A 14,294-nucleotide genomic window follows, 5' to 3' on the forward strand; every position below is an offset into this window, starting at 1 on the left:
TCCGCCGTTGCAGCCTTGCCTCACTTTCGCCACAGCGAGGTTAGCTTCGTTTCCCCGCCACTCGTCGGCGTCCATCGCTGCCGTCGATCCCCGGATCGTCTGGCAGGAGGGGTTTTTCGGGTGCCGGTTTACTCGATGATATCGTCCATTCGATCGGCGAGTCGACGGCCTATCTCGATCATTCCGTGGTCGCCGGGGTGGAGCGCGTCGGTCGTCAGCCCCGTCGAGGCCATCAGTTCGGGCCCCTCGACCAGCGTGAGATGCTCGTGCTGTGACTCCTCGACGGTCGTTCGCAGGGCCGCCCGGAACTCGGTAGCGCGTTCGGGATCGTCGCCGCGAACGAGGTCCGCGTGGTAGGGAAAGAGCGTGATGCAGGCGATCGGCGTCTCCGGGTGGGTACTCGCGACGGCGTCGACGAGATGGCCAGCGCGCTCCCGGAACTGCTCGACGGTGAACCCCCGGTTCGCCATGTTGACAGACAGCGAGAGCGTCGCCACGTCCCAGTCCTCGCGGTCGGCGAGGTACTCGGCCATCGCGGGCTCGCAGAAGGCCGAGCCCGAACAGCCGAGATTGAGCGGATCGACGCCGAGCCGTCGAGCGGTCTGGGCGACGTAGGCGAGGTGTGGGGCGGTGCTCGCGGCACCCTCCGTGATCGAGGTACCGTAGGCGAGGTACCGGTCCTCGGGGCGTTCCTCCGGTGACGGCGGTCGGCACCGCCCCTCGACGTCGTGGAGCGCGACGGGCGCGGCGCTGTCGAAGCGGAGGCGACACACTCGTGGATCGAACGCGCGGGGCTGCTCGTCGCGATCGAGATCGCGAATCCGATCCGGGAGCCCGAGCGTGATCGCGCGCGGGCGCCGCCCGATCTCGGTCGGTTCCGCCGACTGGAAAGCGCCCCAGAACGGCCAGACCGTCGTCCGCTCCGGCGCGGACAGCGTGACCTCGATGCTGGCGTCGTCGCGAGTCGGGACGAACCGGAGCTCCACCCCCGTCGGGTGGCCCAGTCGCTCGCGGGCGGCGACGTTCAGCCGGGCCGCCACCTCGCCCGGGACGCGTGCGAGGCGGTGGCCGTCGCCTGCCCACGCGGCGGGCTGTACCTCGGCGACGTTGTGGAGCGACACCGACGGGTAGGCGTCGAACTGCATCCTCGTACTGCCGCATTGCGAACGCCCGCGCTTATAGCTGTGTTTCGACGAAACGTCGAAAAAGCGAGCCGTCGGGCGAGCTCAGTCGTCGGCCTGTCCGGCCGCGGCGTCGGCCTCGGCGCTGGCGGTGAGGTCGGCCTCGTTCTCCAGCCACTCGTCGGCGTCCATCGCGGCCTTCGAGCCCATGCCGCCGGCCGTGATCGCCTGCTGGTAGTGGAAGTCGACGACGTCACCCGCGCCGAAGATCCCCTCCACGTCGGTCGCCGTCTGGCCGCCTTCGAAGCCGCCCTGGGTCGCGAGGTAGCCGGCGTCGTCCATCTCGACGCCGGTGCCCTCGAGGTAGTCGGTGTTCGGCGTGTGGCCGATCGCGTAGAACACCGCGCCGACGTCGTGGTCGAAGACCTCGACTTCGCCCTCGAAGGCGGGGTCGTCGCGCTTGTCCTTCGGGTGTCCATCGGGGTGGCGCAGCAGGGTGACGTGATCGACGCCGTCGGCCTGCGAGCCGTGGATCTCCGCGAGTTCGGTGTTCCACAAGATCTCGACGTCGCCGGCCTCGACCTTCTTCTCGATGCGGTCGACCCAGTAGTCCTCCGCGCGGAACTCGTCGCGGCGGTGGGCGACGTAGACGGTGTCCGCGAACTTCGTCAGGAAGTGGGCCTCCTCCATCGCGGCGTCGCCGCCGCCCACGACGAGCATGTCTTCGTCGCGGAAGAAGGCGCCGTCGCAGGTCGCACACGTCGAGAGGCCGTAGCCCATGAGTTCGTTTTCCCCGGGGACGCCGAGCGTTCGCGCGCTGGCGCCGGATGCGGCGATGACGGCGTCGGCGGTGTAGACGTCGCCGTTGGTGAGTTCGACGCGGAACGGACGGCTGTCGGCATCGACGGATTCGATGATGCCGTTCTCGAAGTCGGCGCCGAACGTCTCTGCCTGCTCGCGCATCTCGTTGATGAGCTCGGGACCGGAGATCCCATCGGGGAACCCGGGGTAGTTCTCGACGTCGGTAGTCAGGGTGAGCTGCCCGCCGGGCTCGTCGCCCTCGATCACGAGTGGATCGTTGTTCGCCCGCCCGGCGTAGATCGCGGCGGTCATCCCCGCGATGCCGCTGCCGGCGACGATCAGGCGTCGGTGTTCGTCTACGCCAGCAGCGCCGTCCGCGGCGGCGATGGCCTCCTCCCCGTCGATGCTGTCGCCCTCGATTCCCAGCTTCGAGTCGAGCTCGCCGTTCTCCTCCAGCGCCGAGAGGTCGTCGTAGCCGCCGATCAGCTCGTCGTCGACGAAGATCTCGGGGGCAGTCTTGCGGCCCTCCGCCCGCTCGACCATCTCCTCGAAGAGCTCCTCGTCACCCGTCACCACGTACTCCTCGTACTCGACCTCCTTGGCGTCGAGGAGGTCCTTCGCCTTCTCGCAGTAGGAGCAGTTCTCCTTCGTGTAGACTTCGACGTGAGGCTGGCTCATGTGTGCTCGTAGGCGCTCCTCGCTGTAATTAGCTTGCGTTGTTCGAAGGGAGCGATTGACACACCGAGAACGGAGTGGGTCACTCGGCGAATTTCTTGATCTCCGAAAGCCACAGAGCGCTCGATACACCGTCGATCAAAGATCGACGGGCCCTCGCTCGCTCCACTCGCGAGGACACCTTTGGAGAAAGCTCCGACGAGGTCGCCTCGCTCCGCTCGACTCATCCCGCCAGTGCGCGCCGACGTGGTCCACAGGGGTGTCACGATCGGTGAAATCCGATCCGGGTGGGGCTGCGGCGAGAGCGGAGATCTCGCGAGGCACGGAAGAGCTCCGCTCTTCCGGTACTTCGGAAGGGGGATTCCGTGCGCGGTTGCTGTCGCAGTCAAGCCAGCAGCGATAGCTCCGACACCGAATTCACGGCGTCAGTCGCTCGACGGAGATCCACTCCACGGCGCCGTCGTCGGGCCAGGCCACCACAAGCTGTTTCCGAACGCCGTGAGCGAGCCGAACGTCGAGCGCCAGATCCCGGGGATCGAACGCGAACGCCGGCGGAACCACCCGGACGAGCCGTTCGGAGTGGCCGAGGTCATCGACGGACTCGACTGCGGAGTAGGTCCGGAAGTCCGCGCCGAACTTGAACCCGGTCTTGGGGACGATCCCGCGCTCTCTGAGTGCTGCGTAGACCTGCAGCCGGCGGTCGAAGCGGTCGCCCTCGACGGCCCGGCCGCGTTCGACGACGGCGTCGTAGCCGCCGTCGACGGTCAGCGCTCCGGCGGCGACGAGCTGGGCGGTCTCGACCAGCGAGAGCTGGAGGGCGTCGACGCCTTCGTCACGCTTGCCGAGTGGCTGGCCGTAGAACGCCTGCTGGTAGAACGCGCCTGGCGGCTCCCAGCAGAGGGCCCGATCGGCGAGCAGGGTGGCCTCCGTCGGCGCTTCGCGCTCGAACGCTGCCGATCCCTCCCACTCGGGCGTCCCCGTCTCGAAGTACGTCACCTCGCTCTCCTCGTCGACGATCGCGAGCGTGCAGTCTCCGAGCGCGCTCGCGGGCACGGATTCGCGCTCGCCGACGACGCGGACCTCGTAGGCCACGGCGTCGTCGGCGGGCCCTTTCCCGCGCGGGTAGACGACGAACTCGACTCCCTCTCTCGGGCCGTCGACCCACTCCTCGCGCGCAGGCGAAAGATAGAATCCGCGCTCGCGGAGGTCGAGGTAGACGAGGAAGGTCAGCGCCGCCCGGTCGCCGCCCTCGACGCCCCCAGCTCCGTCCCGGAGGAACGTCTCGAAGGCCGCGCCGTCGACGGCGTCGAGGTCGCCCCGTAACAGGAGGTGCGCTGCCTCGACCCACGACAGCGCGATCTCGTTGCCCTCGAGCGGGTAGCCGTAGCCCCGGGCGTCGTAGAACCGCTGCCGGGCGTCGCCACCGACCACGACGCGGCCGTCCTCCGTGCGGGCGTCCATACGCGAGTGGGCGGCGCCCGTACTCAAAGAGGCGACGGTCCGCGGCGTCCGGGCCCTGAACGACGTGCGGGCGCGTCGCTTCTCGTGGCATCGGGTGCGCGTGACGCGGCGTTTTCCTCCCTATCCCTGTCGATCGCACGCAGAGTCGAGGCAGCGACGGCCGCTGGCGAGTTCGAAGATCGGGAGGCCACAGCCACAGGTGTCGACGACGGTCCCGGTCGGGATCCCGAAGCTCACCTCACAGTCGGGGAACGCGTCACAGCCCAGCAGGAGTGCGCCGCGATGGATCACCCGAAGGTCTTCGCCGCAGTCCGGACACGCCCATTCGCGGTCGAAGCGCTCCTCCACGGCGTCGGCCAGCGGATCGCAGCTCCGATCGAGACAGACGTCCAGGGGCGCACCGCGCTCGACGCGGAGCCGCGGCAGGCCACAGGAACAGCGCTCCTCGCGGACGGTCGCGCCGTCGGGGAGGCCGTAGCGATCGCCACAGCCGATGCAGTTGACCGCGCGACCGGACCGGACGAGCGTGCCGTCGCAGTCCGGACACTCGCCGACGGGGTGGCCGGCGCGGGTCGCTGGATAGCTGGCGTAGCCGTCCTCGGTGTGGGCGACCACGCGGAGCCGTTCGTCGCCGTCGCGGGCGTCGACGGTAAACGCAGCACCGTCGTCTTCGCCCGCCTCTGGAGCGTCACCGGCGATTCGCGAGCCGACGATCGTGCGGGCGGTGGCACGGCCGCGAGCGTCGTCCGCGCGCGAGCACGACACCGCGTCTGCGCGGGTCAGCCACGCGACGGGCTGGTAGCCGTCCGCGTCGTGGACGAGCACGGTGTTATCTGGTTTCAGGACCACGGTGACGTGACCCCGGCGTTCCTCGCGACGGTCGCCGTCGGCGACGACGGTACAGTCTCCGGAGAGGACGCGGATCGCGTCACCGCCGTCCCCGAGGAGTTCGGTCGTGGTTGGCACGAGGCGGGTTCGCCGCGGGTTCGGTGATAAAGCTGTGCCTACGTCCCTGGTAACCTCGTCCTACGAATCGTAACATCACGAATCGGGCAACGGAAAATCGCGGTACGGTGGTACGATGGACTGCGGCGGGGTGCGAACGATCGCCCCCGTTTTTGAAGGGGGACGGACTATCGAACGCCGATGATCGACCCGGTACGGCCGACGGCACCCTGTGGCCAGCCGGCCACTGCTGGACGCTTCGAATCACTACAATCGAAGCGCCGGTATCCGGGGCCCTCCGCACGGGGGATCGCGACCGCGTCGGGGCGCACCGCGTGGGGGACGACCTCGCTGGCCCACGCTCCGATCGTACGGGATCACCAGCAACGTGGTATCGTCGGGTACGCGTACGACGGGTTCCGCCGGGACGTTGACGGTGCACAGCTGGTTGGAGGTGGTCGTTGACTGCTGGCATGTAATTGGTGCTTCGTCCGGGAAGTAGATCATTAGCTGATAGTATATTCTTTTTTCTAGGTATTTTCTTCACATTCGAATGAATTATCGCAGGATTCTCACAAGACATATATACGACTATCACAACACCTCGTCTGAGGTACGGGGGAGAGATCCACAATGCGCGAAACTGACCCGAACATCGACAGTGGCGGCGTACAGGAAGCGACTCGACCAGGAGAGTTCGAAACAGTGTCGACCCGACGGTACAGCGTGGCTCCAGACGAACCACTCGACGTAGCGATCGTCTACGCGGTCGCCGCGGCGAAGGGCGTCGACCCGATGGGGCTCGATCAGCAGCTCAACGACGTCGTCGACGCGGACGCGCTTCGGCAGCTGTTCGCGTCCGGTGGAGAGCCGCTCTCGGCGAAGTTCCTGCTCGATGGGTGTGAAGTCACCGTCGCTGACGGTGGCTCAGACGTGATCGTATCTACTCACTAGCACTTCGAAACGACGTTCGTACCAGGCCACAGTTCCCCAGCGACGAGCCGTCGGTGCGGAGTGAATTTCACCCTTCGAACTGCCGAGAATGATTTCGCTACTTTCGGTTTAAGGCGTCCGTAACTCCTGAATTTGGCCGTTTCGGAAAGTAGTGTTCTGCCTCGTCCAGTAGGTATTTACCCTCGGATGTCCTCGGGCGTACTGTATGTCCCAGTGGTTGTCGGACGACGAACTCGAGCGAATCTCACAGTTCGCAAACACACCTGGCTACGAGCGATCGCCAGAGATGTTGGCCCCCGAAGAGACCGAGGAGTAGCGCGGATCGACCTGTGGATGGCTCGCCGAGACGGCGTGCTCGAGGCCACTCGGCGCACCCCCGGCGGTCGAAGACGAGACGTAGAGGCGCCGGTGGTCGATCAGACCGTTTCTGCCCGACGACGCTGCTAACGCCTGATGGCGATGCTGGCGCCGACCGTGCTGTCGGCGCTCGATCGAGATGCCGGCAACGGAGCGAACCGACGCAGTTCGGCTAGTCGATCAGGTTCTCCGCTTCCATCTCCGACCAGACGCGATCCCCCTTCTCCGTGATCCCGTAGATCCTGCCCTTTCGTCGATCCTCCGGCACCAGTAGCTCGACGACCGAGCGCTCTCGTAGCTCCTGGAGGGCCCGCGAGACGTGTGCGATGGAGATGCTGGTTTCGTCGGCGATGCGCGATGGCGTCGCCGGTCCGTTCGCGAGACAGCTCAGGACCTCGGTGCGGTAGTTCGAACTGATCACGTAGCCGATTTCGTCCCACTCGTCGTTCATGGTTGTCTGTGCTCGTGTCGCGTCACGCCGAGCGGGGCACCCGAGCGAGTGCGCCGCCGGTTCTTCGGGCTGGTCTTGGGGTGGTGCTGTCGTCGTCCGTCGTCGATGGGGTGTATCACGGTCGGATCACTCGTCCTCGATGAGCGCCAGCGTATCTCGCTTCGATCGGCGCGCGTAGACGTAGTTCGCGAGCGCGATCACCGCGATTGCGCCCAGCACGAACAGGCCGATGCGGAACTGGATCGCGTTCCCGCCGCCCGCCAGCGGCGCCACCAGCACGCCGACGAGACCGGCGAGGGCCACCCCGAGGTAGAGCCACTGCCAGGGGACGTCAGTCTCGTTCCGGTCGAGCTGCTCGTCGATGTCGTCGGCCTTCGCCGTGAGCGCCACGTTCCCCGTCTCCGAATCGTACGTGACGACGCCCACCTCCTCGAGCTTGGGCACGTGGGTCTGGTACAGCGACACGTACGCGCGCTTGCGCTGCTGGCTGGTCAGCTCGTCGACGGGGACGTCGTTTTCTTTCGCCGCGATCTGGGCCGCGAGCTCGGTTAGTTGAACGGGCTCCTCGACGCGCTTGAGGTAGTGCAGCACGAACCGCCGACGCGGATTGCTGAGCAGGTCGAAGATCGTGTCGAGCGACGACAACTCTTGGTCGGATTCTGACATTAGCTGGGTCGTTTGTAGATGCCGGCTGTGGCGGCGTGGATCCGCTCGGTACAGCGGACCTTTCCGGAGTCTAGCACTTTGTTACAACCCGGTTTCCTCCACCGAACCCGATCGAATCGCAGGACGGCATCGTTGTTTCCACGTTGGATCCGTTCGTTGCCCGATGTGTCGGTCCGGGAGCGACGGCGAAGGGAGCCCGGTCCTACCACCCCTATGCCGAGTATAACAATACAGGGTCGGTCCCCGAGTTCCGCCCAGAATGAGTTCTCCGGCTAACTGCCATCGTCCCACTGACCGTTCGACCGAACGATGACGTACGGTGAGTCCCGCATGCCCACGTGGCAACGCGCGCTCTCCGATCGCGTCGCTGTGGACGTCGTCCTCGCGTGGCTGCTCGCGGCCGCGACCTACCTCGTCGTGGCGATCGACGCGCCAGCGACGATCCGCATCGGCATCGGTGGGTCGGCGCTGTTCGTGCTGCCGGGGTACGTCCTCGTCGCACTGTTGTTCCCACACAGGGGACCGGTCGCTGCGCCGGGCCGACTGTCGTCGCTCAGGGGGCTCGACAGGGTGACCGCCCGCGAGCGCGTGGCGCTGTCCTTCGGTCTCAGCATCGCCTTCCTTCCAGTGCTCGGGATCGCGGTCGCCGTCTCGCCCTGGGGGTTCTCCGAAACGACAGTCGTCGGCGGGCTCGTCGCGTTCGTCGCGATCGGTGGGCTGCTCGCGGCGCTCGTTCGCCGCCGCCTGCCCCCGCAGGAACGGTTCCGGATCCCACTCGCCGGCTGGGCCGGCGAGCTCCGCGCGGCCCTCGTTAGCGGGTCGCCCGCGGAACGGGCGGTCAACGTGCTCGTGATCGCGAGCGTGATCGTGGCGCTGCTCACCGTCGGCGGTGTGCTCGCGATGCCCCAGGACGGCCAGACGTTCACGAACTTCGCCGTCCTCACCGAGAACGACGAGGGGCAGCTGGTCGCCGGCGACTATCCGGCCGAGCTCGCCCCCAACGAGTCGGCGTCGCTCGTGACGACCGTCGAGAACCACGAGGGGACGACGACTGACTACACGGTCGTCGTGACGCTCGAACGGAACGAGACGGCGCCCGGCGGAAACGGATCGGCGGCCGGATCCGGTCGGACCGTCGAACTCGATCGCTACGGCGCGAGCGTCGAACCGGGCGAGCGGTGGGCCCACAGACACACGCTTCGCCCGGCGCTCTCGGGCTCGCAGCTCCGCGTCCACTACTACCTCTACCGGGGTGACGCGCCGCCGGAGGCCGACGCCGAATCGGCGTACCGCCACCTCTACTTCTGGCTCTCCACGGCGGACGGGGACGCCTGAGATGCTCCCCTGGGAGCACGCCGCCGTCGGCTACCTGGCCTACTCGCTGTTCGCCCGTCTCCGCTACCGCCGAGCACCGACCGGCGACGCCGTCGTCGTGGTCGCGTTCGCCGCGTTGCTTCCCGACCTGATCGACAAGCCCCTGGCCTGGGGTGCCGGCGTCCTGCCGAGCGGCAAGTCCCTCGCGCACTCGCTGCTGTTCGCCGGGCCGGCGATCCTCCTCGCTGCCCTCGCCGCCGGACGGCGGATCGCGGTCGCCTTCGCAGTGAGCTACCTCCTCCACCTCGCTGGCGACGTGTTCTTCCCGGTCGCGCTCGGCCATCCTCCCGCGTACCGGTTCCTGCTGTACCCGCTGATCGATCTCCCGGTGGCGGACACGCCGGGGCTCCTGGCCCGGACCAACGAGGTGCTCGTGACCTTCCTCGAGTTCCTCCGGACCACTCGCGGCCGGATCTACGTCGTGTTCGAGGGGCTGCTCCTCGGGACGACCTTCGCGGTCTGGGTGATCGACGGCCGTCCAGGGATCGGAACGATCCGGGCATGGGTCCTGTCCGATCCCGACGATCCTCGCGGCGCATAGCCCTCGTTCTCGCTGTGGTGCTGGCCGGTCTCTCTGGGTGACTGCCGCTGGAACCGCATCGTCGACGATCAACCTGTCCGACGTGCCGCTCGAACTCCATCGGTGAGCAGGCGACCTGCTCAGCGGACCGACCGAACCGCACAGCCGCCGGTAGGAGGGTGCGCGCCGCCGTTCGATGCGCGTAGTCGGTCGCTGTCGGCACGACCGGACCTCCCCGACTCCGCCGTCCGCCGCGAACGCCGCGTAGCCGGCCTGTACCCGCCGTGCAATGCTCGCTATAACAAAACCCGGATCGTCGGTAGCAGGCCAACACGCCCCGCGGTGGGGACACGTCACAATGACAGTAGCTACAGTCCGGATCGCGACGCGGGCATCGACTCCATCGAACAGCGAGGCCGCCGGACGGGTGCCGCTCGCGTGAGCATCCCGATCGCCGCTCCCGATCTGGGGGCACGCGAGCTCTCGCGAGCGATCGACGTCGCCGAGAGCGGCAGACTCGCCGACGGGCCCGTCGTCCGCGAGTTCGAGACGGCTTTTAGCGACTACTGCGACGCGAGCCACGGCGTCGCAGCGGCGAACGGGACGGCGGCGCTGACGACGGCGCTCCGGTCGCTCGGCGTCGGCGCTGGCGACGTGGTGGTGACGACGCCGCTGTCGTTCGTCGCGACCGCCAACGCCGCGCGGCTGGTCGGCGCGACGCCGGTGTTCGCCGACGTCGATCCCGAGCGCTACACGCTCGATCCCGACGCCGTGCGCGCGACGATCGAAGAGTACGGGGGTGACGTGAGCTGCATAGTCGCCGTCCACCTCTACGGGTTACCGGCCCCGATGGACGAGCTGGGATCGATCGCCGACGAGTACGACGTTCCGTTGCTGGAAGACGCGGCGCAGGCCCACGGCGCGGAGATCGCGGGCCAGCCGGTCGGCTCGCTCGGCGACGCCGCCTGCTTCTCCTTCTACCCGACGAAGAACGCGACGACGGGAGAGGGCGGCATGCTCGTCACCGACGACGACGGTGTCGCCGAGCGCGCGCGACGGTTCGTGAACCACGGCCGGAGCGACGCCGACGTCCACGAGTCCGTCGGCCACAACCTCCGGATGACCAGCCTCGCGGCGTCGATCGGCGGCGCACAGCTCCGGAAGCTCCCGCGCTACACCGCGGCCCGACGCCGTGCCGCCGGGCAGTACACCGAGGCGCTCGAGGAGACGCCGTCCGTGCTCGCACCGATCGAGCCCGCGGGCACCCGCCACGTCTACCACCAGTACACCGTGCGGACGCCCCATCGCGACGATCTCCAGGCCTATCTCGATCGCAACGGCGTCGACACGGGGATCTACTACCCGACGCCGATCCACCGCCAGCCGGCCTACGACCGGCCGTCGACGCTCCCCGTCGCCGAGCGGGCCGCCGAGGAGGTGCTCTCGCTCCCGGTTCATCCCGGGCTCTCGGCCGCGGAGATCGAGTCGATCGCGGAGCTACTCGCGGCGTACGACCCGGAGGGATCGTAGATGGCCGACCTCACTGCGGGCGTCGTCGGCGTCGGCTCGATGGGCCGCCACCACGCCCGTGTCTACCACGAGCTACCGGGCGTCGACCTCGGCGGCGTCTACGACGTCGATCGGGAGCGCGCGGAGTCGGTGGCTGCCAACTATGACACCACCGCTTACGATCTCCAGTCGCTGCTCGAGGCGGTCGACCTCGTCTCGATCGTCGTCCCCACGGAGTACCACGCGGAGCTCGCCAATGCCGCGATCGACGCCGGCGTCGACCTCCTCGTCGAGAAGCCGATCGTCGACGACGCCGAGGTGGGCCAGGAGATCGTCCGCTCGGCCCGCGAGGCCGGCGTCACGCTCCAGGTCGGCCACGTCGAGCGGTTCAACCCCGCCGTCCGCGCGCTCCAGGACGTGCTCGCCGACCGCGAGGTCATCGCCGTGGAGGCCCGTCGCCTCGGGCCGCCCTTCGACGGCGACCGCGGCGTCTCCAGCGGCGTCGTCTTCGACCTGATGATCCACGACCTCGACGTCGTTCGGTCGGTGCTCGACGTGACTGCACGCGACGTCGACGCTCGCGCCGGCGCCGACGGCGAGTACGTCACCGCGACCGTCGACTACGGCGACGGCGTCGTCGGCACGTTCACCGCGAGCCGCGTCACCCAGAAGAAGGTCCGCGAGCTCTCGATCACGACCACGGACTGCGTGGTGACCGTCGACTATATGGAACAGTCCGTCAAGATCAACCACCGCTCGCTGCCGGAGTACGTCGAGATCAACGGCGACGTGCGGTACCGGACGGAGAACGTCGTCGAGCGCCCGACCGTCGAGAACGGCGAGCCGCTCAAGCGCGAGCTTTCCGGCTTCGTCGACGCCACGCGCAACGGGAACGATCCCGTCGTCACCGGCGAGCAGGGGCTCGAGGTGCTCCGGACTGCCGAGCGCGTCGCCGGCGCCGCGGGCCGTGAACGCTGAGAGCGATTCGACGCGTGGTGCGTAGCGCCCGGTGCGGCCATCCGCTCGCAGTTCGGCCGTCGTTCGTCCCTCTTTCCTGGTCTCCAGGCTCTCGCCGCGCTTCCGCGTTCCAGTCCTCGTAGCAGCAGCATACCGATCACCGCCAACGGGCACCGCCACCATAACAAACCGGTAGCCGTCGGAGGGATCGCCCGAGAACGACATGTACGAGGACCACACCGTCGCCGTCGTGATCCCGACCTACAACGAAGCCGGTTTCGTCGGAAACGTGATCGAGACGATCCCCGACTACGTCGACCGGATCTACCCCGTCGACGACTGCTCAACCGACGGCAGCTGGGAGGAGATCCGGACGGCTGCCGCCCGGATCGACGGCGACGATCCTGCAGCTGGCGACGGACCTTCGGACGGCGACGGACGGATCGACGCCGATGGATCGGCGGATGGCGACGAACGGTCCGACGGCGACGGACAGTCCGACGCCGAGGACCGGTCGATGAGTCCCGACGGCGGCACCAGACCCGCGAGCGAAAACGCGGTCGACTCCGAAAGCCCGCCTCGAACGAACGACGTAGCGACGAACGGCACGGATCCCACGGCGTCCGGACGTGCGAAGTGGGTCGACGAATCGAGCGCGAAGACGGGGTCGACCGCTGCCGCGTTCGACCGCCGCGTCGTTCCGATCCGCCACGAAGCAAATCGCGGGGTCGGCGGTGCGATCAAGACCGGCTACCAGCGCGCGCGGGCCGACCGGATCGACGTGACCGTCGTGATGGGCGGCGACGGGCAGATGGATCCCGACTGGATGCCCGACCTGCTCGATCCGGTCGTCGACGGGCGCGCGGCGTACGCGAAGGCCAACCGACTGCTCCTCGACGAGCACCACGAGACGATGCCGCGCCACCGTTTCGTGGGCAACCACATCCTGACGGTGCTCACGAAGATCGCGACGGGCTACTGGTCCGTCGGGGATCCCCAGCACGGCTACACCGCGATCTCGCTGGAGGCACTCGACACCGCCGGCATCGACGAGCTCTACGAGTTCTTCGGCTACTGCAACGACCTCCTGATCCGGCTGAGCGCGGAGAACCTCCGCGTGGCCGACGTCCCATGCCCGCTGACCTACGCCGACGAGGAGAGCCACATCGCCTACAGTTCGTACATCCCGCGCGTGTCGGGGATGTTGCTCCGCTCCTTCCTCCGCCGGCTCTGGGTCGATCGCGACGCCGACGGCGGTCGCGGGCGGCTGGCGCTGTTCCTCGGCGGTGCGATTGCGACGGCCGGTGGGCTTCTCGGCGTCGTCGCGTCCGGCCTGTCGGCCGCGAGCGGGGACGACGCCGGCTCTCCGGGCACCGAGCGAACTGCGCGGGCCGCCATCGACGACGTGACCGCCGATGACGACGAGCCACCGACCAGCGCGGACGCGCCTGACGACGAGGCGAGTTCAGCGGGGGCGGTCGGCGACGGTCGATCCGACGCCACTGCCAATGCTGGCGAATCGGAAAGCAGCAAGGCACCTCCCGACGCTCCAGGTCCTCGTCCGGGTAGCGTCGCTCGTTGGGCGGCGCTGGTCCTCGCCGGCGTCGCCGCGCTGCTGGGTGCGATGCTCCTCGACGCGGTGATGAACAGCAGCTACAACTACACCGAGCGGATTCCCGAGGGATCGGGTCCACGAACGGACGAATCGGAGTAGTTAGCTCGGAGTCTCGATGCGTTCAGACGGCCGATTCAAGTTCCGTTACGAGCACTCTCGCCGCTTCCCGTACGACTGTGTCATCGAGTCGTCCCTGCCAATACTCGATGTCCTCACGACCGATTGATTGGACGCCCCAGGGAACGATGCGGCTCTCGCTCGGCGTCCCGCCTCGAACCCAATCTCCCTCCTCGAGTTCGACCAATCCTTCCATCCAGGTACGCGTCGTCAGTGCCAGTGAGAGGTACTGCTGACCGTGAAATGGACGCCCCTCGTGATTGGAAAGAACGACCCACGGGCGACCAGCGGTTCCCCGCTTGAACGGATCTGCCCCGTAAACGACGTCCGCTGGTTCGTAGATCGGTGGTTCGTCTTCGCTCACGCGTCGTCCTCCCCGACACTCGGGTGGGGGTCCTCGGGAGCGTGCTCGCGCCAGGCAGCTCGATCTTCTTCACCCAGCTGCTCGTTGAACAGCGCGGTCGCTCGTGCGTAGCCGTCGTGGTCACTGAGTCGTTCGTCGTCGGTCGTGATCGCCCAGTAGTTGCCCTTGTGTTCGACGAGGCCACGATCCTTCAACCTCGTGAGAGCGGTGCTCACTGCGCTGGCCTCGCGGTCGATGCGGCTGGCGATCTCGCTCGCCTTGAACGCACGGTCGTCGTTCGTCCCGAGGAAGGCGAGCACGCGATCCGCCGTCGAGAGGTCCTCGAGTTCACTCTCGCTGGACCGATCGAACGTATCGCGATCGATAGACATGACTGTAACTACTGTAGGGGACGTAATGAGCGTTAC

Annotated in this window: 14 protein-coding genes; 6 read left to right on the forward strand and 8 right to left on the reverse strand. The window is 67.7% G+C overall.

Going from position 1 to position 14,294, the window contains the following annotated elements; translation table 11 throughout:
• Positions 1-128: 128 nt before the first annotated feature.
• The 4 genes from ACZ5KP_RS11825 to ACZ5KP_RS11840 form a co-directional block, all read right to left on the reverse strand.
• A complete protein-coding gene (locus ACZ5KP_RS11825) occupies positions 129-1,145 on the reverse strand; it encodes an SGNH/GDSL hydrolase family protein (RefSeq protein ID WP_460917839.1) in 1,017 nt (338 codons plus the stop codon).
• A gap of 81 nt (positions 1,146-1,226) precedes the next feature.
• Complete coding sequence (grxC, locus tag ACZ5KP_RS11830) at positions 1,227-2,600, reverse strand: glutaredoxin 3 (RefSeq protein ID WP_460917840.1); 1,374 nt, start codon at positions 2,598-2,600, stop codon at positions 1,227-1,229.
• Between the two features lie 414 nt (positions 2,601-3,014).
• On the reverse strand, positions 3,015-4,058 hold the full coding sequence (gene endA / locus ACZ5KP_RS11835; RefSeq protein WP_460917842.1) for a tRNA-intron lyase: 1,044 nt from the start codon (positions 4,056-4,058) through the stop codon (positions 3,015-3,017).
• Positions 4,059-4,178: 120 nt separating this feature from the next.
• Complete coding sequence (locus tag ACZ5KP_RS11840) at positions 4,179-5,024, reverse strand: PDDEXK family nuclease (RefSeq protein WP_460917844.1); 846 nt, start codon at positions 5,022-5,024, stop codon at positions 4,179-4,181.
• Between the two features lie 705 nt (positions 5,025-5,729).
• Here ACZ5KP_RS11840 and ACZ5KP_RS11845 point away from each other — a divergent pair.
• Positions 5,730-5,957 carry a HalOD1 output domain-containing protein gene (locus ACZ5KP_RS11845; RefSeq protein WP_460917845.1) on the forward strand — a complete coding sequence of 76 codons (228 nt, stop codon included), beginning with the start codon at positions 5,730-5,732 and terminating at the stop codon, positions 5,955-5,957.
• A 529-nt stretch (positions 5,958-6,486) separates the two neighbouring features.
• On the opposite strand, the gene ACZ5KP_RS11850 is transcribed toward ACZ5KP_RS11845, so the two are convergent.
• On the reverse strand, positions 6,487-6,765 hold the full coding sequence (locus ACZ5KP_RS11850) for a helix-turn-helix domain-containing protein (RefSeq protein WP_248516636.1): 279 nt from the start codon (positions 6,763-6,765) through the stop codon (positions 6,487-6,489).
• 126 nt (positions 6,766-6,891) lie between these two features.
• Positions 6,892-7,431 (reverse strand): DUF7344 domain-containing protein, encoded by a 540-nt coding sequence (locus tag ACZ5KP_RS11855; RefSeq protein WP_460917846.1) that lies wholly within the window; start codon positions 7,429-7,431, stop codon positions 6,892-6,894.
• Positions 7,432-7,740: 309 nt separating this feature from the next.
• Between ACZ5KP_RS11855 and ACZ5KP_RS11860 the strand changes: the two genes are divergently transcribed.
• The 5 genes from ACZ5KP_RS11860 (at position 7,741) to ACZ5KP_RS11880 (ending at position 13,505) form a co-directional block, all read left to right on the forward strand.
• Positions 7,741-8,766, forward strand: a complete 1,026-nt coding sequence (locus ACZ5KP_RS11860) for a DUF1616 domain-containing protein (RefSeq protein ID WP_460917848.1) — start codon at positions 7,741-7,743, stop codon at positions 8,764-8,766.
• A 1-nt stretch (position 8,767) separates the two neighbouring features.
• Positions 8,768-9,346, forward strand: coding sequence for a metal-dependent hydrolase (locus ACZ5KP_RS11865; protein WP_460917849.1), 579 nt, complete (start codon positions 8,768-8,770; stop codon positions 9,344-9,346).
• A gap of 381 nt (positions 9,347-9,727) precedes the next feature.
• Positions 9,728-10,855: a DegT/DnrJ/EryC1/StrS family aminotransferase gene (locus ACZ5KP_RS11870; protein ID WP_460921042.1), complete on the forward strand. Its 1,128-nt coding sequence runs from the start codon at positions 9,728-9,730 to the stop codon at positions 10,853-10,855.
• A complete protein-coding gene (locus tag ACZ5KP_RS11875; RefSeq protein WP_460917850.1) occupies positions 10,856-11,812 on the forward strand; it encodes a Gfo/Idh/MocA family oxidoreductase in 957 nt (318 codons plus the stop codon).
• 202 nt (positions 11,813-12,014) lie between these two features.
• Entirely contained in the window at positions 12,015-13,505 is a 1,491-nt protein-coding gene (locus ACZ5KP_RS11880; protein ID WP_460917852.1) for a glycosyltransferase family 2 protein, read from the forward strand.
• A gap of 22 nt (positions 13,506-13,527) precedes the next feature.
• Here ACZ5KP_RS11880 and ACZ5KP_RS11885 read toward each other — a convergent pair whose 3' ends face one another.
• Both ACZ5KP_RS11885 and ACZ5KP_RS11890 read right to left on the reverse strand, forming a co-directional pair.
• Entirely contained in the window at positions 13,528-13,887 is a 360-nt protein-coding gene (locus ACZ5KP_RS11885) for a type II toxin-antitoxin system PemK/MazF family toxin (RefSeq protein WP_460917853.1), read from the reverse strand.
• On the reverse strand, positions 13,884-14,258 hold the full coding sequence (locus tag ACZ5KP_RS11890; protein ID WP_460917854.1) for a MarR family transcriptional regulator: 375 nt from the start codon (positions 14,256-14,258) through the stop codon (positions 13,884-13,886). Before ACZ5KP_RS11890 ends, ACZ5KP_RS11885 begins: the two co-directional genes overlap by 4 nt.
• Positions 14,259-14,294: the final 36 nt, after the last annotated feature.

The organism is Salinarchaeum chitinilyticum, from assembly GCF_055390775.1.